The sequence below is a fragment of the Candidatus Bathyarchaeota archaeon genome, assembly GCA_026014735.1.
GTDB lineage: Archaea > Thermoproteota > Bathyarchaeia > Bathyarchaeales > Bathycorpusculaceae > Bathycorpusculum.
The window spans coordinates 834,461-855,946 of sequence record JAOZHT010000001.1 but is presented as its reverse complement, the minus strand read 5'-3'; the positions used below and the strand labels follow the sequence as shown (position 1 = coordinate 855,946).

The 21,486-nt window shown below is 50.8% G+C and carries 23 protein-coding genes and 1 pseudogene; 12 read left to right on the top strand and 12 right to left on the bottom strand.

Translation table 11 applies throughout. The features are described 5' to 3' along the window. Positions 1–25: 25 nt before the first annotated feature. Positions 26–1,717, bottom strand: a complete 1,692-nt coding sequence (locus NWE93_04440; protein MCW3999466.1) for a hypothetical protein — start codon at positions 1,715–1,717, stop codon at positions 26–28. Positions 1,718–1,857: 140 nt separating this feature from the next. After that, positions 1,858–2,259 carry a PadR family transcriptional regulator gene (locus NWE93_04435; protein MCW3999465.1) on the bottom strand — a complete coding sequence of 134 codons (402 nt, stop codon included), beginning with the start codon at positions 2,257–2,259 and terminating at the stop codon, positions 1,858–1,860. A gap of 236 nt (positions 2,260–2,495) precedes the next feature. Here NWE93_04435 and NWE93_04430 point away from each other — a divergent pair, with 236 nt between their 5' ends. The 5 genes from NWE93_04430 to NWE93_04410 all read left to right on the top strand — a co-directional run bounded on the left by NWE93_04430 (position 2,496) and on the right by NWE93_04410 (position 5,915). Then, positions 2,496–2,825: a PadR family transcriptional regulator gene (locus NWE93_04430; protein MCW3999464.1), complete on the top strand. Its 330-nt coding sequence runs from the start codon at positions 2,496–2,498 to the stop codon at positions 2,823–2,825. Positions 2,826–2,929: 104 nt separating this feature from the next. Continuing rightward, positions 2,930–3,625, top strand: a complete 696-nt coding sequence (locus tag NWE93_04425) for a DUF996 domain-containing protein (GenBank protein MCW3999463.1) — start codon at positions 2,930–2,932, stop codon at positions 3,623–3,625. Between the two features lie 361 nt (positions 3,626–3,986). Next, on the top strand, positions 3,987–4,778 hold the full coding sequence (gene mtnP / locus NWE93_04420; protein ID MCW3999462.1) for an S-methyl-5'-thioadenosine phosphorylase: 792 nt from the start codon (positions 3,987–3,989) through the stop codon (positions 4,776–4,778). A 15-nt stretch (positions 4,779–4,793) separates the two neighbouring features. Beyond that, on the top strand, positions 4,794–5,333 hold the full coding sequence (apt, locus tag NWE93_04415) for an adenine phosphoribosyltransferase (protein MCW3999461.1): 540 nt from the start codon (positions 4,794–4,796) through the stop codon (positions 5,331–5,333). Positions 5,334–5,609: 276 nt separating this feature from the next. Next, positions 5,610–5,915, top strand: a complete 306-nt coding sequence (locus NWE93_04410) for an Lrp/AsnC ligand binding domain-containing protein (GenBank protein MCW3999460.1) — start codon at positions 5,610–5,612, stop codon at positions 5,913–5,915. Between the two features lie 56 nt (positions 5,916–5,971). Here the strand turns inward: NWE93_04410 and NWE93_04405 are convergent, their stop codons facing one another. Continuing rightward, positions 5,972–6,166 (bottom strand): hypothetical protein, encoded by a 195-nt coding sequence (locus NWE93_04405; protein MCW3999459.1) that lies wholly within the window; start codon positions 6,164–6,166, stop codon positions 5,972–5,974. Between the two features lie 127 nt (positions 6,167–6,293). On the opposite strand from NWE93_04405, the gene NWE93_04400 reads away from it, so the two are divergent. Continuing rightward, the gene (locus NWE93_04400) at positions 6,294–6,548 is read left to right on the top strand and encodes a hypothetical protein (protein MCW3999458.1); all 255 of its coding nucleotides are present in this window, start codon (positions 6,294–6,296) and stop codon (positions 6,546–6,548) included. Here NWE93_04400 and NWE93_04395 read toward each other — a convergent pair. The 6 genes from NWE93_04395 to NWE93_04370 form a co-directional block, all read right to left on the bottom strand. Then, positions 6,545–7,096 carry an O-acetyl-ADP-ribose deacetylase gene (locus NWE93_04395; GenBank protein ID MCW3999457.1) on the bottom strand — a complete coding sequence of 184 codons (552 nt, stop codon included), beginning with the start codon at positions 7,094–7,096 and terminating at the stop codon, positions 6,545–6,547. The two genes, NWE93_04400 and NWE93_04395, sit on opposite strands and share 4 nt — an antisense overlap. Positions 7,097–7,125: 29 nt before the next feature. Beyond that, positions 7,126–7,755, bottom strand: a complete 630-nt coding sequence (locus NWE93_04390; protein ID MCW3999456.1) for a LysE family translocator — start codon at positions 7,753–7,755, stop codon at positions 7,126–7,128. Positions 7,756–7,838: 83 nt separating this feature from the next. Beyond that, a complete protein-coding gene (locus NWE93_04385) occupies positions 7,839–8,396 on the bottom strand; it encodes a DUF367 family protein (GenBank protein MCW3999455.1) in 558 nt (185 codons plus the stop codon). Continuing rightward, positions 8,386–9,918 carry an NAD(P)H-hydrate dehydratase gene (locus tag NWE93_04380; protein MCW3999454.1) on the bottom strand — a complete coding sequence of 511 codons (1,533 nt, stop codon included), beginning with the start codon at positions 9,916–9,918 and terminating at the stop codon, positions 8,386–8,388. Before NWE93_04380 ends, NWE93_04385 begins: the two co-directional genes overlap by 11 nt. Positions 9,919–10,313: 395 nt before the next feature. Beyond that, positions 10,314–10,577: a hypothetical protein gene (locus tag NWE93_04375; GenBank protein ID MCW3999453.1), complete on the bottom strand. Its 264-nt coding sequence runs from the start codon at positions 10,575–10,577 to the stop codon at positions 10,314–10,316. 10 nt (positions 10,578–10,587) lie between these two features. Beyond that, the gene (locus NWE93_04370; GenBank protein ID MCW3999452.1) at positions 10,588–10,857 is read right to left on the bottom strand and encodes an Lrp/AsnC family transcriptional regulator; all 270 of its coding nucleotides are present in this window, start codon (positions 10,855–10,857) and stop codon (positions 10,588–10,590) included. Between the two features lie 150 nt (positions 10,858–11,007). Here NWE93_04370 and NWE93_04365 point away from each other — a divergent pair. Then, positions 11,008–11,583, top strand: a pseudogene (locus tag NWE93_04365) (isochorismatase family protein). Positions 11,584–12,114: 531 nt separating this feature from the next. Here the strand turns inward: NWE93_04365 and NWE93_04360 are convergent. Next, positions 12,115–12,528: a secondary thiamine-phosphate synthase enzyme YjbQ gene (locus NWE93_04360; GenBank protein ID MCW3999451.1), complete on the bottom strand. Its 414-nt coding sequence runs from the start codon at positions 12,526–12,528 to the stop codon at positions 12,115–12,117. 194 nt (positions 12,529–12,722) lie between these two features. On the opposite strand from NWE93_04360, the gene NWE93_04355 reads away from it, so the two are divergent. The 5 genes from NWE93_04355 (at position 12,723) to NWE93_04335 (ending at position 18,388) form a co-directional block, all read left to right on the top strand. Beyond that, entirely contained in the window at positions 12,723–12,941 is a 219-nt protein-coding gene (locus NWE93_04355; GenBank protein ID MCW3999450.1) for a hypothetical protein, read from the top strand. An 83-nt stretch (positions 12,942–13,024) separates the two neighbouring features. Continuing rightward, complete coding sequence (locus tag NWE93_04350; GenBank protein MCW3999449.1) at positions 13,025–14,227, top strand: hypothetical protein; 1,203 nt, start codon at positions 13,025–13,027, stop codon at positions 14,225–14,227. Between the two features lie 1,105 nt (positions 14,228–15,332). After that, the gene (locus tag NWE93_04345) at positions 15,333–15,779 is read left to right on the top strand and encodes a hypothetical protein (GenBank protein ID MCW3999448.1); all 447 of its coding nucleotides are present in this window, start codon (positions 15,333–15,335) and stop codon (positions 15,777–15,779) included. A gap of 58 nt (positions 15,780–15,837) precedes the next feature. Then, the gene (locus NWE93_04340; protein MCW3999447.1) at positions 15,838–16,533 is read left to right on the top strand and encodes an ABC transporter ATP-binding protein; all 696 of its coding nucleotides are present in this window, start codon (positions 15,838–15,840) and stop codon (positions 16,531–16,533) included. Further along, positions 16,526–18,388 (top strand): ABC transporter permease, encoded by a 1,863-nt coding sequence (locus tag NWE93_04335; GenBank protein MCW3999446.1) that lies wholly within the window; start codon positions 16,526–16,528, stop codon positions 18,386–18,388. Before NWE93_04340 ends, NWE93_04335 begins: the two co-directional genes overlap by 8 nt. Here the strand turns inward: NWE93_04335 and NWE93_04330 are convergent. Both NWE93_04330 and NWE93_04325 read right to left on the bottom strand, forming a co-directional pair. After that, complete coding sequence (locus NWE93_04330; GenBank protein MCW3999445.1) at positions 18,371–19,078, bottom strand: restriction endonuclease; 708 nt, start codon at positions 19,076–19,078, stop codon at positions 18,371–18,373. The genes NWE93_04335 and NWE93_04330 overlap by 18 nt on opposite strands. A 984-nt stretch (positions 19,079–20,062) precedes the next feature. Beyond that, the gene (locus NWE93_04325) at positions 20,063–21,481 is read right to left on the bottom strand and encodes an FAD-dependent oxidoreductase (protein ID MCW3999444.1); all 1,419 of its coding nucleotides are present in this window, start codon (positions 21,479–21,481) and stop codon (positions 20,063–20,065) included. Positions 21,482–21,486: the final 5 nt, after the last annotated feature.

Sequence of the window (21,486 nt, the reverse complement as noted above, 5' to 3'; positions counted from 1 at the left end):
CATATTCGTGGTTTAATAGATAACTTCATCGGTCAGAGGTTTTTTTGCAGGCTTTCGATATTGCAATCATAATCGATGGCATGGTGAAGATGCTAAACACCCGCCTGTACTTGGTTAACCCCACTTTGCGGATATCCTCAGCTTCTCCGCCGCCTGCAAGGTACCCCCCGATGAAGGCTTGGGTTATTTTTTCGGCTTTTTCGGTGCTGTCAAAGGGCTGCAAATAGTGCCCGCAGTAGTAGAGAAACACCGCTATATCCCATGTTTTATCGCCGCCCTGCGATGCCTGCTCAAAATCGATGAGGAAAACCTCGCCGCTGGGTTTGAGGAGGACATTGTCGGGTTTGGTGTCGCCTAACGTGACGCCATGAACATGAACCTTCGCTAGGGTTTCGCCTACTCTTCTCACCATATCCAGCATGTTAGCCGCTACGGTGATGTCTAATGAGGTGGAGTAAGCCTTGATGAAGCTGCTAAGGTCTGTTCCCTCTATAAACTCCATAAACACGATGCGTTCAGCGTTACTCACATGCAGTATCTTAGGGACGTTAAAGCCCTCGCTGAGCAGGTACTCGCTGATGGCGCATTCCTTTGCCAGCCGCGCCTGCCCCGAAACCGCAAACGAACGCGCTCCAACAGACCAAAGTGTCAACGGAAACCACTTAAACCCTGACCAATCCTTAAACCGCTTAGCCAAAACCTTGCGTTCCCCCGCATTTATGAGGTAAACGTCGTTTAGCATGCTGCCGATATGCTTAACCTCAAGGTCGACGCTTTCGTTTTTAAGGAACATCCTTTGTGTGTAGCCTTTGATGTCGATTTTTTCTGAAAGCGAAACCATTCCTTGAGCAGTCGGGAAGAACACGTATTTCTGGGGGTCAACAAAATCCGCTGCTTCCTCGAAGGGCCGCGCCCAATTAATTTTCTGGGTACGCAGGAACTCTTCAGTGTTCTGCGAAATGATCCCCATCATCTGTGGCAGTACCCCTAAAAACGAGGTGAAGATTCTTCTGGGGGCATTCTTTGAAAAGTTGATTAGCCGCAGTTTCGGGTCCTGACATTTTGAAATGAAGTTTTTGGTGATGCAGACATATCCATTGTGAAGGTTGACTTTGCCTTGGGCTTCAAGCTGGATTAAAGCCTGCGTGTAGCAGTCAAGCGCTTGGGTTTCGTTGTGTTTTAGGTAGTTGGTTAAGTCTCCGAGGTTATAGGCAAGCAGCGGAAAAACTCGGAGACGATTCAGAAGCACCTCGTACATGAAGTATTGGGGTTGAATCTGGATATGGTGGGCAAGCTCGGGGAAGTTGATGATTAAATTCTCAAGCATCTCCAGAATCAGCCGCTGCTTAAGCTCTACCTCCCGTTCGTACAGGTAGGCTTGGCCTTCGAGGGCTGTATGGGGAAAAATAAGTTTACTGGCTAAGGCTTCGCCTAAAAGGCCCCTATCGATGTCCCGCTCAAAAACCCACTGGTCCACCGCAAAAACAAAGACGGTTTTGTTCTTGACAGGTTTAAGGAAGCTTAGAAGTCTAGGCTGAAAATCACGGATAACCACCACGACTTCATGTGTGCTGCGCTCTATGGGTTTAGTGGAGAGGTGATCCAACTGCGCGATCGCTGCGATTTTTGATTGCCCCGCTACATGTCGACAGAACTCTAAAATCTGCGCCGTGAACTCTGCATTTTCTGTTTTGCTTGAGGCGTTGAAGGCAATCACCCTCCGTAGAGCAACACAACTGGATATTTAAAAGAGATATCCCGAAACCTAAAACTAACCTGAATTTTAAAGCAGCAAATATTGCCCATAATGCGCTGAGAGTTCGGGTATTCATCAAGCCTAAATTTACTTAACCCTTTTTAGGAGAGCGTTATGGCGCAGCGGCTTCGGCTTTTCGGGGCGATGATGCCGATGGTGGCCTCAGCTTCTGGGTTGACTACGGCTATTCTTCTGCAGATCATGTTGAGGGATTCTTCGGTGAAGTTTAGTATGCTTTGTCCTTCGTTGGTGAGGCTGTAGATTTTTCGTGGGCGCTCAGAGTCCATGTTCCAGGTGCCTGCGACGTAGCCCTTCTTTTCTAGGGTGCCGAGTAGCGGATAGATTGTTGATGGCCCGAAGTATACGCCGAAGTTTTTGCGGATTTTTGTGATGACTTGGTAGCCGTGCATTGGTTCGGTGTTGAGGAATTGGAGGATGACGGTGTCGAGTAGACCTTTCATTAGTTTGGTTGAAACCTCTTTTTGTTCGGATGCTTTGAACATTTTCTTTTTCTCCTTGTGTTTTTTTGTTCAACAGTGTTGCTGTTGCACTTGTGTACAATATGTCTTTAATCGGACATATCTTGAATCATATGTATTCCAGAGCCCGATATAAATCTCCCTGCATATCAACAACATATCAAGACATAACATAACATACGATACAACCCAAAACCATGCATAACCTAAATAAATCCAATCATCAAACACTACCAACAGACCCCCCGCAGGGAAAAACAATGGCTGAAGCATACCGCAAAGAAATTGTTCAACACATCATCAGAAACCTCCTAGACATCCAGCTTCTACGCATAATCAGCGCGCAGCCAACTTGGGGCTACAAAATAAAAAAGCAGGTTGAAGGTGAATTTAACATTAGACTGCGTCATGGCGCACTTTATCCGACGCTAAACAGCCTTGAGGAGAAAGGGTTTGTTTGTAGCAGCAAACAGCAAAAGGATGGGCGTGCCCGTAAAGTGTATGTGATAACTGCGGATGGCAGCCTTTACCTGCAGACCTACTATAGCATCCTGCAGGGGCAGCTAGACGGCATCTCTAAAGCCCAGTAAAACAGCACTTTTTCTGTTTGGCATGTATGTTGTTGCTTGCCTGTTCGGCTTGGATGCAAAAGCTTTTATGTTTAGTCTCCTGAGAAAGCTTTGAGGAAAAACTTATGACTTTAGATTCAAGTAAATACTTAGGCTTTATCGGCGCTCTGCTAATTCTCGTTGGTTCTCTGGTTTCCGGGTTTCTTCACCCCGTCGGTGGAGGCATCGTTGGCTTTGTCGGCGTAATCATGGTGCTTATCGCTCTGTATGGCTTAGGCAAAATCTATGCTGATGCGGGCATCTTTAAAAATGCGCTCTTAGCCTTCATCGTTGCTATTGTCGGCGCTATAGTTACTGCAGCGGTTTTCTTTGCTGCTCTGCTCGCAAACATCTCTAACATCAAAGACTTCATTCAACTCCTCTATCCCGGTTGGGATGGAGAATGGTCATCGCTTCCAAACCTATCAAACATGACTCCTAACACAACCATCGAACCCGCTGATATGCTTCCAATAATCGGGAGCATCGTAGCCATAATCATAGCTGTTCTAGTTGTAATGTGGATATTCTCCATAATCGCAAGCTTCTTCATGCGGCGCTCTCTAAAACAGGTTTCAGTAAAATCACAGGTAGGCATGTTCGGAACCGCTGGCTTACTACTGCTAATCGGCGCATTCTTAACCATTATTGGCATCGGAGTAATCTTGATGTGGATAGCGGTTGTGCTTTTGATGATCGCTTTCTTGCAGCTAAAACCTACTGAGCAGACTCCCCCGCCCCCAGTTTATCCGCCTCCGCCATCACAGCCTACCCCCGTTTAAACTCCCTCTCTTTTCTTTTTTTGAATGCTAAAGCGTTTTTGGCGTTTCTCTACTTTGGATATTGCTTTCTTTGGCATATTGAGCTTCTAAGGGGCAGTTGCTGTTGCATCCAGAGACCTAGCCCCCCTCTATTTATAGTGACATAAGCGGGCGTCTGCTGCTCCACAACTACCTCCCTGTCCTTACATAAAAGACAAAACCATTTTCTCTTTTTTCCGGACCGAAATTTCGCGGACTAGAGCTTGGTAAAATAGAGTTTATGGTACGATTCCTTATCAGCTTCTAAATTACATTGGTCGGTGCTTCTTCCACAGGGCTGCTTTCGCTATTTTTATAAGCCAAACGCTTGCTGTTAGATGGTATGCAAGTTGAATTTGGAGTAATCGGCGGAACCGGTCTATATGACCCTAACCTTCTCAAAAACATACAGGAAATAACCATAGATACGCCCTATGGTAAACCCTCGGATGCCTTCACAGTCGGCGAACTCGGCGGCCGATCCGTTGCGTTTCTGCCCCGACATGGCAAACTGCACACCATACGCCCCACCGACCTTAACGTTCGCGCCAACATCTGGGCGTTCAAACGCCTAGGTGTACGCCGAATTTTAGCTGCCTCCACGGTTGGTTCTTTGCGTGAGGATTATGCACCTGGAGAAATCGTGTTCTGCGACCAATTCATCGACAGAACCACAAGGCGCGAGCAATCCTTCTACAGCGTTGCCGAAGGTAAAGTATGCCACATCTCAGTCGCCGAGCCCATGTGTCCTGAATTGCACAGAACCGTGGTTGGGGTCGCCAAAGGCTTAGGCATCAAGATGCATGAAACAGGCACTTACGTCTGCATCGAGGGTCCACGCTTCTCCACCAAAGCTGAGTCACGGATGTACCAGAAATGGGGCGCCGACATAATCGGCATGACCCTAGTTCCCGAGGTGGTGCTGGCAAGGGAAGCTGAAATCTGCTACACCAACATATCCACAGTCACCGACTATGACTGCTGGAAAGAACATGCGGTCTGCGTCGAGGACATCGTGACGACGATGCGAAGCAACGTTGAAAACGTTAAACGCATCATCGCAGAAACCATCGCCAAAACCCCTAGTGTCTGCGGCTGCAAATGCCACAGCGCTCTAGAGGGAGCCTTTGCATAGTAAGGAGAGAGAGCTATGAGTGAAAAAATCAATTTAAAAAGCAAAATCCGAAGAATCCCCGAGTTTAAAGGCGTAGTCTTCTGGGACATAACCACACTCCTAAAAGACCCCCCTGCCTTCAGAGAAACAATAAAGCGTCTCGCCGACCATTACCGGGGCAAAAAAATCGACGTCATCGTCTCCAACGAGGCCCGGGGATTCATCGTTGGCGCCCCCTTAGCCTACGAGTTGGGTGTTGCTTTTGTTCCAGTCCGCAAAAAAGGTAAATTGCCCTACAAGTGCCTGGACTTTACCTACCAGACCGAGTATAGCAGCGACTGCATACAAATCCATCAGGACGCCATAGAGAAAGGCCAAAACGTTCTAATCATCGATGATTTACTGGCGACAGGCGGAACAGCCAAAGCCAACATTGACCTTGTTGAGAAATTAGGCGGGAAAGTCGTGGGCTTAGGCTTTTTGATTGAGCTGGAGTATTTAGGCGGCAGAAAATTCGTTGGCGATAAAGTCGAGGTTTTCTCGCTGGTTAACTACAAAACGCCCTCTGATATCTAATTTTTGTTTGGGCTTGGCTTATAGACGGCGCAAGTTAAGCCCCCATTCCTCCACTTCCTCCCAGACACAGCGAAAAATATTACTCGAATGGCCTCCAGCTATCGTCGCGCCCTCTGACGTCGCTAAAAGCGGTTTTTCGCCAAGCCCCAGCTCAATCTGAGCTGCAGAATAAGCTACCGAAGCGAATTGTATATCAGTTTGTTGTTGTAGCGCTACAGCAACTAGGCTTTAATAGGGTGTTTCTGGGAAATTAAAGTACCCTGAGGAAGATAATGTATGGAATCTGTTTTTGATAACGTAGGCGCCCAAATAGACGCCTCTGTAATGGATGCGCAGCCGTCGCTTTTGAAGCTGCAGAGAAGCGCTTTTGTTTTTATCACCGCCGAATCTGGCTCAACCCACGCTGCACTTGAGGATTTAAGGAAAATCGATGCGGTCCAAGAGGTGTATCTTGCACGTGGAGCCTATGACCTTGTCGCTAAAATAAGCGGGGACTCACTGGAGGATTTGCGTGAGGATGCTTTGCGGCGGATACGCAGCCTTAGCAGCATTAAGTCTACGTTGACTTTAACTGTAATTTAGGCTTGATTTATTCTCCATTTGATTAGTTAGACCCATCGCTGTTCTTAGCAGGTTTTTTAGAGGGAAGCTACCGCCGGGCTGCCGGCATCGGCGCCAAACTCCTTTGTGTAACCGGGCACAATCGGCGCTGGACCTTCCATAACCTGCTTTAGCCTTTGCAGGCACTGATGCATATGCTTCCAGAGCATGTAGCGGGTTCGCCAAGCCGGCGCCTCATCGCAGAAGGGACACTTATAGTTTGCTTGTTGCATATTGACTCCTTATCTATCCCGTTGGTTTCTCGGGTTATATTCGTATGTGGCTACAAACCTCAACAACACTTGCCTCCGTAAGGCTTTATAACTTTGCCTCGCAACTAGAATAGTAGGAGTGGATTTTTTGGCAAGATATTTAGTAAATTCAGCCATCCTACGTTCTGGAAAAGACCCCAAAAGCTGCGCGGAAGGCGCCGCCAAGATGCTTGCGAGAGGAAAAATCAAGGATGTTGAAGCCAAAGCCTGCTACTGCTGCACCGGCGAGAACCGAGCGGCATTCATCATCGAAGGCCCAAGTGAAGACGCGGTGCTTGCGGTTGTGCAGGAGCAACTCGATATCCCCGTGGCGTCGATTACCGAAGTGCAGGAAGTCACTTAGCCAAGGATTTCCTCTGCTGCTTTAGCGTAGATGTCAAAGTCCCGCTTAGAAAACAGCACCATCACAACCCGCTCTATTTTGTCTTCTTTTTGCAGGTAATCCCTAATCGCTGAAACCGCGACGACACTGGCTTGCTGCGTCGGGTACCCATAGGCGCCCGTGCTAACCGAAGGAAACGCCACAGATTTCAATCCGTTTGCTGCAGCCAGCTTAAGCGAATTCCAGTATGCCCTCCGAAGCAGTTTCTCCTCATCGTAGACTCCGCCTCTCCAAACTGGACCGACGGTGTGGATAACATGTTTGGCTTTGAGGTTGCCGCCTGAGGTGATGACGGCGTTTCCCGTGGGCAACCCGTCGGGCCACTCCTTGTCGCGGATGCGTTTGCATTCCTCAAGGATTTTGGGTCCACCTCGGCTGTGGATGGCGCCGTCTACTCCGGCTCCGCCCAGAAGCGTCTGGTTAGCTGCGTTAACGATTGCGTCTGCTTCTACGTCTGTGATGTCGCCCTCTATGAGCTGTAGGGTTGCGTTTCCAACGTTAAATTCCATAGGTACTTCTACGCTTTTTTGCTATTTAACTATGCCAGCAGCGTCCAGAGCGCCGACGCCATGAAGAACAAGCCAAAGCCCACAAACACCGCCACACAGAACAAGGTTATTCCCATGCGGACCCTCTCGTTCCAGAAGCGCTGGGACTTGAAAATCAGAAACGCCGCTGCCGTGTACCATGCGAAGTCAACAAACCAGTGCACGCCTGCAAAAATGGAGAAGCCAAGCAGCCCGAAGATTTTAGCGTTAAAAATCAGGGTTGTACCGATGGTTAGCCACCACAGGATAAACCCCGCGTTGGCTGCGGTAGTGTAGGCGCCGGCGAGCACCGAGTCCCGTTTAGGACTCACCGCAGCGTCCTGTACTGTGTGTCGGCTGCGATAAGTCTGCGCCCCCATGAAAACCATCAGGGCTCCGCCGACTAAACCCACCGCCACCTGCACTGTGACGGGAACCTGGAATTCGCTTAGCAGAAAGAAGATGGCAAACATCAGGGGAAACTCGATTATGCCGTGTCCGACTGCGATGAGGGCGCCTGAGATTTTGCTTTTAGCGGCTTTCTGGATTGTGGCGGCGAAGAGGGGACCTGGCATAAGCACGCCACTTAGCGAAATCAGTAGAACCGAAGCGAGGAACATGTAGAAATCTGTTATGTACACCAAGCTTTCTTCGCCATCGCTCCATCAAAAGGGCAAGTCAGCTATAAGCGTTAACGTTTCTGATTAGCCCAATCACCCAGAGGTTACTCGCGTTTTTTGGTTGCAAGCAATTTAGCCTGCATCTCCACGATTTCGGCGCTGTCCTTGGCGGTGATGTAGCTGTCAAGAAGCATCTGGTTGAGCTCAAAGAAGGTGTGGCCCCATGGAAAAATATCTAAAACCGCATGTGCCTCCTCCTGGAAGCCGCCGACGTAGAGCGCCGCGGCTATGGCTTCGGCAGTGGAGAGTTTAGTTAGCTTCCCATAGTTCACGGGGTTGCCTGCAATCAGAACCGGCAGGCAGCGGCTGGTTCCACGCACATGTTCACCCATGACTTTCTGGGCGTGTTCCCAGCTGCAATCCAGCGCTGCCAACCCAAACTGCTCCAGCCGATCATGATCTGAGGGTGAAAACGCTATTTGGCTAAACGGGTTAAGCACGATGGCTCTTTTAGGCAGAAACCTCACGCTGGTGACGATTCGGGCTAGGCCCCGCCGTTTAAGCCGAAGCGCCGTGTTCTTTTTAGGATCATCCTGAGCCGCATGGTAAATGGTGAGTCGAACCGGCAGCGCCTGCGGCTGCACCTCAGATTCAGTGTCCACTGACCTTTTGCACCTTCAAATGGCTCATGGGCTCGTTTAGCACCTGGGGAATCCAATCCAGCAGATCAGAAGCAACCATATGGAAACCCACCTCTGCCGCCACGAAGTCCCCTGCCGCGCCATTAACATAAGCTCCTGCTACGGCAGCCTCAAAGCTGTCTGCATGCTGCGCCAGCAAGCCGCCTACGACGCCGCTTAAAACGTCGCCGGTGCCGCCTACAGTCATGCCGGGGTTACCTGTGAAATTCAGCTTTGCCTGTTTGGGGCCTGCGATGATGTCGACTTTGCCCTTCACCAGCAGGGTTGCCTCGAGTTTTTTGGCGGTTTTCTGGATTGCCGCGACGCGGTCAGGCTGGTCTTCGGGCAGTTTCGCTCCTGTGAGGATGGCGTATTCGCCTGCATGGGGCGTTAGCACAAGTGGCACCTTGAGGGGACGCTTGAATTTAGCGAAGGCTTTGAGGCCGTCAGCATCCAAAAGCAGCGGTTTCCCAGCCGCCTCCACCTCAGAGACGAAGGCTTCAACGAATTTTTCTGTTTCGGCTTCTACGCCCAGCCCCGGTCCCATTACGACTGCATCGACGCTGCCCAAGTAGGGCCGGAGTGTTTCGGCATTGGCGGGGTTTAGGTTGTCGCCGACGAGTTTTATGGTTATCAGGTCCGGTGAAATCGAGGAAATAGCCGCCGCCGTCTTGGCTGGAGCGGCAAGGTAAACGATGTCCACGCCGGTTCGCAGAGCCGCCAGAGCAACCAGTGTGGGTGCACCCGAGAACACTTCGCTTCCGCCCACGACCAGCAGCCGCCCAAAATCGCCTTTATGCGCCGCTGAGCCACGGGGTTTAGAGGCTAAGTGCACATCGCCTGGACCCGCAAACCCTTCCAGTTCGAGGGGTAAACCGATGCCGCCCACCACCACCTCGCCGGAATAAGCCTTGGCTTTTTCCAGCCCCTGCTTGGCTCGGTGGAAAGTAACCGTTAAATCCGCCTTAACCGCGCAGCCTAAAACCTCGCCGCTGTCTGAATCGATGCCTGTGGGCACGTCAACGGCGACTTTGAAGCCCCCCATGGCGTTGATGCATTCGACTACCTGAGCGATGGGGGCTTTGAGTTTTCCTTTGGTGCCTGTTCCCAGCAACGCGTCTACGACGACGTCGGCGGAGACTTGGGGGATATCTGAGCTGTCGGATGCTTGAACGAGGGGGATTTTTCCGTTTAGGGCTTGGAGGATCTGATAGTTGCTAAGCGCTGATGGGTGGCTGATGTCTCTGCCTCTGCCCACCAAAACCACCGATACCCTAAAACCAGCCGCCGAAAGATGCCGCGCCGCCACGAAGCCATCGCCCCCGTTGCCGCCTAACCCGCAGAAGATGACGACGGATTTGTCTTTGGAGAAGCGGCTGCTCACTGTGGCAGCTACGTTTTGCCCCGCAAGCTCCATTAGCTGTAGCAGGCTGAAACCATAGTATTCTGCGTTAAGTTCTAGGGCTCGCATGTTGCGGCTGCTGATGAACTGGCTGTTTTGCATATTTGACGCCGCTTTAGTATTGTTGGGCTTTCAAGATAAGGCTATCGTGAGCCGTATACAAAAGCATCGCCACAACACAGTTTTTCCTCACGGGCCATTTCACACGGGCCAAAAAGGCGTTTTTCCTCGAAGCGGGGCGAACCTTATATAATCATCAACCCTTAAGAGCGCTTGAAAAACTTTTGAGCGGTGCCTGAAGGGAAAAGTGCTGCTGTAGGTTCCTGCCGGCGGCTTAACGCTGTCCTCTGAGGCTCACAGAAGACGCTGCCTGACCCTTTTTCGCAAGATTTCGTCTCTCCGAGCTTCTTTGCGATGGTTCCTTGCCGTTTGGGTGCTGAATCGGTTGGTTTTTAGGGCGTTTTGGCGGGTTCGGCAGGGCTAATTGGGGTTTGGGGTTACCTTGTGAGGAGTTCTTGTGCTGCGGTTGGCTGGTTGTCGCGGGTTTTTTGTTGGTTTGGCGGCAGAGTTTTCCTGTTAGCGGATTTTCTGCTGTTTTGCTTGAACGAAATAGTTTCGAATGGTCGCTTTTTACATTTAAAAGTTAAAAACGCCCTGTGTTCAGTCTGTAAAGTTGATGGTTGCTGTAAATTTTCACCATCAAGAGGCATTTTGGCGGCTGCAAACAGCGAAGGATAAGCTACGCTGAAAGACAGCATCAAAAACCGCGACTCAAGCGCCTGGGGATCGGCTGCTTTTTCCCTTGTACTCCCGAGAGATAATCATCGTGGACGTAACCAACACATTACTTACCGTGCGGATAGTCTCAGATACAAATCCCTCCAGCTTAGACAAATCCGCCACCGATAGCCTAGCCACAACATCATATTCGCCAAACAAAATATCGGCCTCTAAAACCTCGCTGAATTCAACCAGCTTCTGTGCAACTTCACGCTCGGTTCCGGAAGCCACTTTAAAAAGGACATATGCCAGAATTGCCAACTCGGCTTCACCACAATAAATTATCTCATTGATGGCTTATTACGTTTTTCACGACGCAATGCTTGGCTGTGTAAAGGTTTATTCCCCCGACCACGGTTAACCTTATGTTTCTTGTAGACAATTTTAAATTGGCAAACGCTTGATTCTATGATGGTGACCTCTGTGGATAAAACCTACATCTTAACCGGAACAGACGCCTTCCTCATCACAGACATCCAGATTGATTTTCTGCCCGGCGGCGCCCTGCCCGTGGCAGGCGGAGACGAAATAATCCCCGTAATCAACAATTACACCAAACGGTTTGAGAAGGCAAATGCCCCCATCATTGCCTCACGCGACTGGCACCCCAAAAATCATGTGTCCTTTGAAGCCCAAGGTGGACCCTGGCCACCCCACTGCATCCAAAACACCGCCGGCGCAAAATTCAGCCCCGCCCTAACCCTTCCCCAAAACGTCCTCATTATCTCCAAAGCTACCGACCCCAACCGCGAAGCATACTCTGTCTTCGACGGCACCCTCTTGGCAGACAAGCTAAGTCAACTGAGGGTTACGCGGCTTTTTGTGGCGGGGTTGGCTACGGATTATTGCGTGGTGAACACGGTGCTTGACGCCTGCAAGCTGGGTTTTGGCGCGGTTGTTTTGATGGATGCTACTTTAGGCATCAATGTGCAGTCCGGCGATGTTGACCGCGCTGTTGAGGCGATGCAGGAGAGCGGCGCAGAGTTAGCTACTGAAGCCGATTTCCTTACGGTGGCAGATGACCTCTCTTTGGAGGAATCGGAGCCAGACCAGTTAGCTGACCAAGCAACGGGTATGGCTGCGGAGAAGAAGCATGCGCGGATGCGGTCAAGGGGAGCTAATAAGCGGTTGCCTTCAGAGCATTAGTTGATTTTTCGAAGGGGCACGAACCTTATATAATCATGCTTGGGCAGGGCAGCAAATGCTCTGCTGCGGCTTCTTTTCTGCTTTCCTGAGGCTGTTTTGGTTGATTTGAGGCTGGTCTGAGAGGGTTTAAGTGGGGTTTTTAGACTGTTTTGGTCTGTCTAGTCAATTTGAGGTTTGGTTTTTTGCTGTTTTTAGCTGCGGTGGATATTATTTGTCTTTGGTGAATGGTGCGAAAAGCAATCGAATCCACAATTTTAACATAAAACAGTTAAAATTTTCTTCTTGGCATAGGCGATATTGCACTCAAATGGCATAATTTCACGGAAGCACCTGATTTCTAAAGCTACGAAAAACGAAAACCGACGCAGCTACTCATTCGCCCATGACTTGAATAATCACGGTCCGCTCCCTCGGATACACATCAGTTTCCACAAAAAACAGCGACTGCCAAGTTCCAAACATCACTTGCCCATTCATCACGGGCAAGGTTTTATCCGGCGGCAGCAGCATCGAACGTAGATGCGCATGGGCATTTGATGGGTGATAATAATGTCCTTGCCTTGGCGCCAGTTCCTCGAGGAAGGCTTTGATGTCTTCAAGCAGGGGGGCGTCGTTTTCAGTTAAAATGCAGATGCCTGTTGCGTGGGGCGCAAAGACATGTACGATGCCGTTTCTGATTTCGGATGCAGTCACAGTTTCCTGGATTTTGTCTGAAAGATTCACAAAGTCAATTGCGTTTTTAGTGGTGAACTTGACGGTTTTGCTTGCCACTCTAAAACCCGACATCGAGGCATCACATGATTTACTCGGATAGCTTTGCTGAAAAACCTTTCTAGAACTGTTTTGGGCGATGCTTTTGTATACAAACCCGTGGCTACGCGGCTGGTCTTCTCGTTGCAGTCTTGCGCCACTCACATAGGCTTAAAGTTTTAAACGCTTCATCAAGTGTGCACGCGTTCTCCATTGAAGGTGACTTTGAGATGAAACCTAAAACCCACGTTGGATACCGTGAAGTGATAGGTGAAGATGTAGAAAATGCGCTTCAAGATTACACGGATGCCTCCCAAGCATTTGACAGTAATCACTACAGATGCCGCGACTGCGGGCTGCTCTTTGACACCTTAGAGGAACATGACCGGCATCACCGCCGAGTCCACGGATTAAACCAACCGCTAGCGATATCTGGCATGCAAGGGTAATCGGTAAAACTGTGGCTTCAGTTCGGAACCACATATCGATAATAACGCTATTGGTCATTTTGCCTTGATGCACCATGGAAAGAATGGAAAAAATACGAAACACAGTACAGGAAACCATCAAGACCGCAACAGGGCAAAAAGATTTCAGACCATTCGAATTCAAAAGCACCCCCCTTGAGCAACAATTCATGAACTGGACTGCACTCATAAAAACCCCATATGACAAAGACCGCGTGGATGCCTACACACGAACCCGGGTAATTCTGATGAATGGCATCGAAAACAACAGCGTAATAACATCCCACGCCATCGCCCGCATGACTGACAACGACGAAATCAACCGAAAACTCGCTGGTATCCGCCGCGCCGACTCGCAGCATCAGATGACGGTGGATTGGCTTAACCCACCCAACCAGAGCATAATAGAAACCACCATAGGCTACGAGCAGGTCGCCGTAGACCTCACCGCAAATCTGGCGAAAAACGAGCCAAACGACTATTTCAGGCAGGTTCTAGATTTCGCGTTACTGGAGGACTTTGACCATCTTTACCGCTACAGCATGCTAATGGCGCTTTTAGAGAAGAAAAATGCTGAAGCCATCGTTCAGGGTAACACCGAAATCAAGCCGGGGCGCCCAACCAGCGTTGAGCACCGTCACCCCGACGATGAAATGCGCCTTCACGTTGACAAAGCCGACACTGCTGCCAAGTCGTGGATGAACTACTTCACCATCGTTTCCGGTGAGCAGCAGACTATGCTCTACTACCGTGGCCACGGAGGCATGCTCAATGATGATTTAGGCCGAAGACTCTACGCTGAGATTGCGGAAATCGAGGAGCAGCATGTATCGCAGTATGAGGCAGTGGGCGACCCCAACGCAACCGCGCTTGAGCAGATGACGCTTCTGCAGCTAAACGAAGCCTACAACTATTTCAGCTGCATGCAGACCGAACCCAACGAACGCATCCGTAGCGTCTGGGCAGAGTTTCTCAGCCACGAAATCGACCACTTCAACACATGCAATGACCTGCTGCTAAAATACGAGAAAAAAGACATCCGCGATATACTTAAAGTCGAAAAGATCGAGCCGCTGATCGTGTTTGAACCCAACAAGGAATACGTAAACAAAGTTTTAGCGCAGCAGGTTAACTTGCGTCCCCTCGACAAGCACTTTGTGGGCGAAGACCAGTTGCCATCAAACTGGAAATCCTTCGGCTACCAATCCACCGTCAACGCAGGCGGGGTTCCCTCAGAAGCAGTGGAAGAACGCTACAGGGAACGCTAAGCCCTCTTCCTTCTTCTGCCCTTTTTTCTTAGCTGAACAGCTATTGCTAAGCTCATAGTTGCCCAGACACCACCATTGCCTCACCAGACCCAACCCCCCACCCGCATGCATCACCTGCCAAAACGGCAAAATCAGCCGACCCCAAACCCCAAATCCGCCGCCTCCCACCCCAGTTCTCGCTTAGACCAGCCGGTACACCGCTTCAGTATCCAAGCCCTCTCTGTAGCCATGCATGCGGCGGCTTTACACGCTGTTGCTCTTTTCGCAGTGGCTCAGATGAAAAGCTGCTGCAGAATCACCCGAAAAAAACGCCTGAGTAATCAACAATATCTTCGGTAGACCGCATGGCTCTTTTAGCCCAAAAACCCCTAAAAACGGCTTTTTTTGCAGTAAAAGGCCCTATTCAATGTTGTTTGCCTGCGAAACCCCCTCGGGGGAAAATGGGCGCAGGTTTTTTCACCAAACATCAAAACAATAACCTCAAAAACAGCCTTTAAACCCAAAATACCCCTGAATCATCCTCCATCGGCTTCCCTAGGGGAGCTTGGCATGGAGAATATCGGGGCCTCATATAAGTACCTGCGAAAATCTCCATGCGAAGCATAACTGGGGTTTTTCGGGTAGCCTTCGAGTTCCAAGAGCCTTTTTTCCTGTTTTGCAGCCGTTTGCGGAAACTTGGCTGTTTTTCGTTAAAGTTTTCGGGGCTTGCTGTTTTGGGCTTTTGGTGGACCTTTTGTGTTGCCGCCAGCGGTGAGTGGGTACAAAAGTGTGTTTGGTTGATGCTTCTGTATACGGGCGGGTGTTGGCGCCGTTTTTGTTGTGTTTGGGTGGTTGTGGTTTTCGGGGGCTTGGCTGCGGAGCTGCATTTTTGTTGTTGTTAGACGTGGCTATAGTGGCTATATTTTGTGTGTGTTGATGTTGGATAATCCTTTGTCTGTGGTGCTGGTTGATTAGGTATTACTTGTCGGCTTTCCATGCACCAGCATGCGCCAGCCCCACCAGGACAAAGCCACCGGATACAAAAGCATCCCCCAAACCCACAGGCCCAGCCATGAAGGGAACATTTTTTATCCCAAACGCCCATAACAAGCAGAGAGGGGAAAACTTGGCAACCGAAATCGACCGCATCAAACTCCGCCGCTGGCGCAAACGCGGCTTCTACAGCGAAACCGTCCTAGTCAAACTACTCCAAAAAAAAGGCTACCACGCCGTCCGCGTGCCCGTAAGCAACCCCAGCCTCAACCCGCTCCCTGACCTCATGGCCCGACGCGGCAAACACACCTACGCGTTTGAAGTCAAAAACGCCACCTACTACGCCTACTTCCCGCTGCCCCAAATCGACAAGCTCTTCCGCTTCCTAGACCAATTCATCCCCACCGGCAACGAAACCAAGCACGCCGTCGTCGCCGCGCATCTGGGCAAAAGGTGGCTTTTCCGCGAAGTCAGCTGGGCAGACTGGCAAAAAAACAAGATCCCCGAGAAAGTCCGCATTCTGAAGCGTGACCGCGGCAACCTCAACATCGACACCTGCTACCTTGAAAGCGACGAGTAAGCGAGTGTACCTCAAAGTTATTATCTAAATCCCCACACTTGACAGTGAGGTAAAATTGATGGCTACACAAGACGCCGCGCCCATGGTCTTAACCCATGCTTTGGAGAAAACTTACCTGATCGGCAACAGCAAACTTTCCGTTTTACAAAACATTAACCTCGCCATTTCACCCGCGAAGTTCGCCGTGCTCACGGGGGCTTCGGGCAGCGGCAAAACGACCCTGCTTAACATCATCAGCGGCATCGATCGCCCCACCAAAGGCACAGTCACGGTCGCAGGCGAAGAGTTGACGGGCAAGAATGAGGATGAACTCTCGGATTTCCGATGCTTGCATGTGGGTTTTGTCTTTCAGGCCTACAACCTTGTTTCCACCTTGACGGTGGCGGAGAACGTGGCTTTCCCGATGGAGTGGCTGCGAAAGCCCCCCAGCGAAATCGAGAAACGCGTCTCTGAGCTGCTTGCGACAGTGGGCTTGGAGCATCGCCAAACCCATTTTCCTTCCCAACTCAGCGGCGGCGAGCAGCAACGCGTCGCCTTCGCAAGGGCACTTGCCAACGACCCCGAGTTAATTCTCGCTGACGAACCCACCGGCAACCTAGATAGCAAAAATGCCCAGAAAATCCTGCAGGTGCTCCAGTTTCTTAAAAGCCAGGGTAAAACCGTCGTGGTCTCAACTCATGACTTAGCTATCCGCAGTCTTGCAGACCAGGTTTTCGAGCTTAAAGACGGCCGCATGGAGAATGGGCATGAGTAGCGGCGCAGGTTTCCCCGTTAATGACCTGCTGAGGCGGCGCTATCAAACAGGCTTAGTGACCGCGACTCTCACGTTGTCGGTTGCTTCCACGTTGTTTCTGCTGCTTTTCAGCAGCCGCATAGGCGTGGGTTTAGCGGCCTCCACCAACGCATACACGATGGGGTTAACTTCGGTGTTTAGCCAATTCATACTCTTCATAGGCGTCCTCGTGTTTGTGGTAGGCGCAATTCTAACCTCATTTAGCGTCTATGTAATGATGGCTCAGCGGACACGCGACTTCGGCTTAATCAAAGCCGCAGGATGCCCCAATAGCCTAATCGGCGGATACTTCCTAACGGAACTCTTAACCGTGACGACTTTAGCCTGCGGTTTAGGCGTGGCTTTCGGGTTTATCGCCGACTTCGCCGCTTCAAGCACGGTTTTAGGCAGCTATACCCTGGGAAACTGGTGGTATGCCCCCATTGTTGCCGTGGCGTTTTTCGTGTTGGCGCTGTTTTTTGGTTTGCAGCCCATGCTTAAAGCTGCAAAAATGACTGCTATCGAAGCCCTTTCCCCCATCAGCTACTACGGATCAACCGTCACCGGCGCATCGAAAGCGCTGTCGCATTCCGCGTTAACCTGGAGAATTGCGCAGAGAAGCATGGCGCGGCGGCTATCTCCGATTGCACGCTTGGTGTTTTTGCTCTCGATTGTTTTTGTTTTGTTGACTGTTTCGGTTGCCGGAGGAATCATAGCCAAAGACACAACGACGTCGTGGATGTCAAGAAGCGTCGACGCCGACGCCATCGCCATAGCCCACCCTGACCTAGCGGAGCAGTACCAGTTGTTGCTTTCAAAGTTTGTAGGTGCCCAGGAAAAAGGCAACTTTGACTACTCTAACCCAGATTATGGGGTTCCCCAAGCCCTGGTAGAGAAGTTGAAGGCTCTGCCCACAGTGGATTCCCTCGATAGACGCCTTGTCCGCTATGAGCACATTCGGGAAATCAGCAATTTCACCGTTATCGACGGTAAAGAAGCATCGGTTGGTGGCAGACGAGAAGCTGATGTGCTTGTGATCGGAGTGGACCCCCTGCAGAGCGCTGTTGCAGTCAAGGGCAGAGACCTCGAGGAGGGCGCTTTTGAAGCTGTCATCGGAGATTCCCTATCCCTAACTATGTATGTTCCAGACCGCCGCCACCAAATCAACCTGTCGGATCCTTTGGTTGAAAGCCTCGGATTCGCCGACGTCCCCTTCCGGATTGTGGGTGTCTGCGTTGACCCCATAAACAACGGTTTAGTAGCCTATGTGCCTATTGATAAAATGCTAAACGCCACAGAAACCAGTGACCCAAACCTGCTGATAATAGACCTTAACGGCACCGTGAACCGCGAAGCCGCCATAGCCGAAATACGCAGCATAGTAAAGCAGGCTGATTCGGACCTTGATGTTTTTGACCTCCAAGGCGTTATGAACCAGAACCAGGCCTTTTTGGGCGGAACCTGGCAGACAATCATGCTTCTGCCCCTGTTATCGCTGGCGTCGGCTGCCCTGTGTCTGGTGAGTTACATGATGCTTTCAGTTAATGAGCAGCGGGCCGAGTTTGGTATGCTGCGTGCGGTGGGTGCCAAGCCCCGCCTCATCATACACACCTGCGCTATACAAAGTGGCTTGGTGCTTCTGAGCAGCTTCGGAGTTGGTTTAAGTTTTGGAGTGATTGCTACTGTGTTGATTCTTATGGAAAATCCCCTCATAACAACAGCAACCCTGCTGGCGATTGCGTTCTATTTAGGCTCTGCTTTGGCTGCAATGTTTCTTTTCAGCATCTACCCCGCCTTCAAACTCGCAAAATCAGGGATCCTAAACATCATGGCTTAGTTTGGGGAAGGTTTTGCCGTAAAATTTTACGTCGCAGATGTGGATGGGCAACTGACAGATGAAGTCCTGCAGGGACAGAACCGGCACCACGGGCACATCATAGACGTATTTGTAGGCGTTCTGTGTCAGCGAGAGCACAGCGGGGACAAAGCGTGCTTTTTCCCAGAGGCCACATTCCAAGTTTAAGGCTGGGTTAGGCAAACAATCCGCCAGTGCCACGGTGCGCTGCGTCTGCGATTCGACCATCCGCTTGAGCGCTGAAGGGGAAATGGCATGTTGCCATCGTTTGCAGTCGACGCAGACGACCAGCGGTTTTCTGCATCCGACCACATCGATTTCCCAGCGTCTGCCTCCGTGTTTGAAGCGGACGTTTTTGGTTACTGTGTATCCGTTGGCTTTGAGGGCTTGGGCGGTGATTTCCTCGAATTCTTGCCAGCAGAGCAGGTTGCTGATGGCTTGGATGTCGGCGCCTTGTGTGATGGCTTTGAGGGCGATTTTGAGGCGGTTTTCGCTGTCGATTTCGACGGAGCCGTCTTTGAGGTAAATGATGTTTTGATTTTGCAGTGTCTGCAGCAATTCTCGGCATAGTGCCGTGGGCAGGTGCGAGTGTTTGTTGACATCTTCGATTAAAGCTGCCTGGTTTTGGGTGCATTTTAGCAGCGAAATTAGCAGGTTGCGCTCAACACTCACGGTTACGCCCCCAAATATTTGTTGTTTTCCACGCAAGTATCTGCAAAAACGGTTTGCTGCCCAGCCTAAAAAGCAATATGCGCTGCTCCGTATACAGAAGCATCTCCCAAACACAGTTTTTGATCCGGTCCCCAGAGCATTCGCCAAGATGCACCTGCAATTTCATCGAGCCCTCCATCCCCTTATGGGAAACCATGGCATAAACCTTCAGTGCCCAAACAGTTAAAAAAATTTTTGTCGCCCGATGCCCCTTTCGCCAATCGTAGTGCCTATATTTGCGTCCCGCATGGGAAAAATGCGTTTTTACTATCTCTTATCAATAACGCAGCAATCAATTTTTAACTGTTTAATGTAAAAAGTGACCGTTCGAATTAATTTCGCTCAGCCGAAAAGCAAACTTTGACCAAAAACATCTGATGTCGTCTAATCGTCATGAAAGCAGGCCTTAGCCTCAACGGTAAAACCAAGAAAAAGCCCTTATTACATGAAAAAAATCGGTCGACAAACAGGCCTAAAGGCAGTCGCCAACCCCAAAGCAGCGCTCAGGTGGAACGGTTCACGGTTAAGCGTAGAATATTTCACCTCCAGAGGGGTTTATGTGGCTCTAGTTGCGCTGTCGTCGTTTTTTGGAGGTGGTTTGGGCCTTGCTGAAGAGGTTTTTTATTGGATTAATATGATTTTGTTTTGCCGGCGCTGATTTGTCGGGACTTGGGGCGCCATGATTATATAAGGTTCGCTTGTTTTCGGTTTTGCGGGTTGCTTTGTGGGGTTTGGCGAAAATGTGTTTTGTTGATGCTTTTGTATACGGGCGTGTTTGATGGTTGCCTATGGCGATATTAAGGCAAGCGCCAAGAGCTAACGGATAGTTTACTTTAGCCGCCACTTTCCCTTCCGAAAGCATCAGGCAGCCGATCCTATGAAGATAAAGAAAGCCGCACAAGTCCCTATAAATAGAGGGGGGATAGGCGCCCAGAGCAGCAGAGACTACTTGGGAACTTCCAAGATAGCGCCCTGTCGGCGGAGCTCAGACTGCACAAGACCCGCGGGTATCAGTCGTGGGCTTTGGTGTTTTCTGGCTGCAAGCGCCGCGCAGACCCCCGCCGCTTGCCCCGTGGCTACGCAAACGGGCATCGTGCGGTAGGATGCATTGGCCACGTGGGTTCCTGAGATACAGCGTCCCGCCACAAGCAGGTACTCCACGCCGATGGGGATAAGGCTTCGCAGCGGAATCGCATAGGCTTGTCCGGGCTTGATTTTCCTTAGAATGGTGCCTTTTCCTTTGGGGTTATGCAGGTCGATGGGGTAGGTGGCTAGGGCGATGGTGTCCTCGAATTTATGCGCCTCCAAAACATCCTTAGCCGTCAGCAGGTACTCGCCGATTATGCGTCTGGACTCGCGCACGTTGGTTAAAATGCCGCTTTGCTCCACATAGGTCTCCTCGAAACCCGGCACGTATTTCCGAAAGAACTTTGTGAGCTCCAGAATCTGGCGTCGCCCCACAAGCTCTGCACGGGTTAAATCCCAGACATCCGTGCCCAGCGTGTTTAGAATACGGCTGCTGTTCACCAAAACATGGCCTTCATGTACGCTGCCAAAAATCAGAGCTTTTTCCCGGGGCACATGCAGGTCTCCAGCAGCATGGGCTTTTTCCATAAGCTCGTTTAGGCCCTCTACGCCCCTCCAGGCATCAGGATGTGCCTCCACGAATCCGCGGAACCGCTCGAACATGAAGCCTTCAAGCGCGAACATAAGCGTCATCGGCTGCACCATGCGGTCCATGCCTCGGCCCACCTCGTATCTGGCGCCGGCAAACGCTGCTATATCCCCATCGCCGGTGCAGTCCACGATAACTTTAGATTGGATAAACAGTGGACCCGACTTGGATTCCAAAACCACCCCCAGCCTGCCATCATCGTCACAGATAACTCCGCTGGCAAAGGCGTGGAATAGCAGCTCCACACCGGCTTCCTCCATCATGTCAAGAGCCACCGCCTTGAAAACCTCGGGGTCAAAAGGCACCATGAACCCCGTGTCCGCAGAGGGAGCAAAGGCGCCGCCGGCTAAAACCATCCGCTCCACCAGTTTCCCTAAAACGCCGCCTATAACTGGTTTTCCAGCACCATGATCGATTGGGAACATTGTTAAATCGCAGGTACGTTTCAAGGGTGTGTCAGCGGATGTATGGTATGAAGCCAGCGTTAAAACTAACCCGGCGGTTGCGCTGCCGCCTAAAAAGCCGTATTGCTCAACAAGCAGGACTTCTGCGCCGGTTTTGGCTGCTCCCAGCGCTGCACCAATACCTGCTGGTCCACCGCCCACCACCAAAACGTCGATGGGAGGAAGCACTTTTGCGTTTCTGGGGGGCAGAGTTATCTCGGTTATGGCTCGTTTTGCCAGCGGCAAACCTG

Coding starts and splice junctions, on each gene's coding strand:
- NWE93_04435 (MCW3999465.1), bottom strand. CDS start 2,259: ATGTTCAAAGCATCCGAACAAAAAGAGGTTTCAACCAAACTAATGAAA.
- NWE93_04430 (MCW3999464.1), top strand. CDS start 2,496: ATGGCTGAAGCATACCGCAAAGAAATTGTTCAACACATCATCAGAAAC.
- NWE93_04425 (MCW3999463.1), top strand. CDS start 2,930: ATGACTTTAGATTCAAGTAAATACTTAGGCTTTATCGGCGCTCTGCTA.
- mtnP (MCW3999462.1), top strand. CDS start 3,987: ATGCAAGTTGAATTTGGAGTAATCGGCGGAACCGGTCTATATGACCCT.
- apt (MCW3999461.1), top strand. CDS start 4,794: ATGAGTGAAAAAATCAATTTAAAAAGCAAAATCCGAAGAATCCCCGAG.
- NWE93_04410 (MCW3999460.1), top strand. CDS start 5,610: ATGGAATCTGTTTTTGATAACGTAGGCGCCCAAATAGACGCCTCTGTA.
- NWE93_04405 (MCW3999459.1), bottom strand. CDS start 6,166: ATGCAACAAGCAAACTATAAGTGTCCCTTCTGCGATGAGGCGCCGGCT.
- NWE93_04395 (MCW3999457.1), bottom strand. CDS start 7,096: ATGGAATTTAACGTTGGAAACGCAACCCTACAGCTCATAGAGGGCGAC.
- NWE93_04380 (MCW3999454.1), bottom strand. CDS start 9,918: ATGCAAAACAGCCAGTTCATCAGCAGCCGCAACATGCGAGCCCTAGAA.
- NWE93_04360 (MCW3999451.1), bottom strand. CDS start 12,528: ATGTCGGGTTTTAGAGTGGCAAGCAAAACCGTCAAGTTCACCACTAAA.
- NWE93_04355 (MCW3999450.1), top strand. CDS start 12,723: ATGAAACCTAAAACCCACGTTGGATACCGTGAAGTGATAGGTGAAGAT.
- NWE93_04350 (MCW3999449.1), top strand. CDS start 13,025: ATGGAAAAAATACGAAACACAGTACAGGAAACCATCAAGACCGCAACA.
- NWE93_04340 (MCW3999447.1), top strand. CDS start 15,838: ATGGCTACACAAGACGCCGCGCCCATGGTCTTAACCCATGCTTTGGAG.
- NWE93_04335 (MCW3999446.1), top strand. CDS start 16,526: ATGAGTAGCGGCGCAGGTTTCCCCGTTAATGACCTGCTGAGGCGGCGC.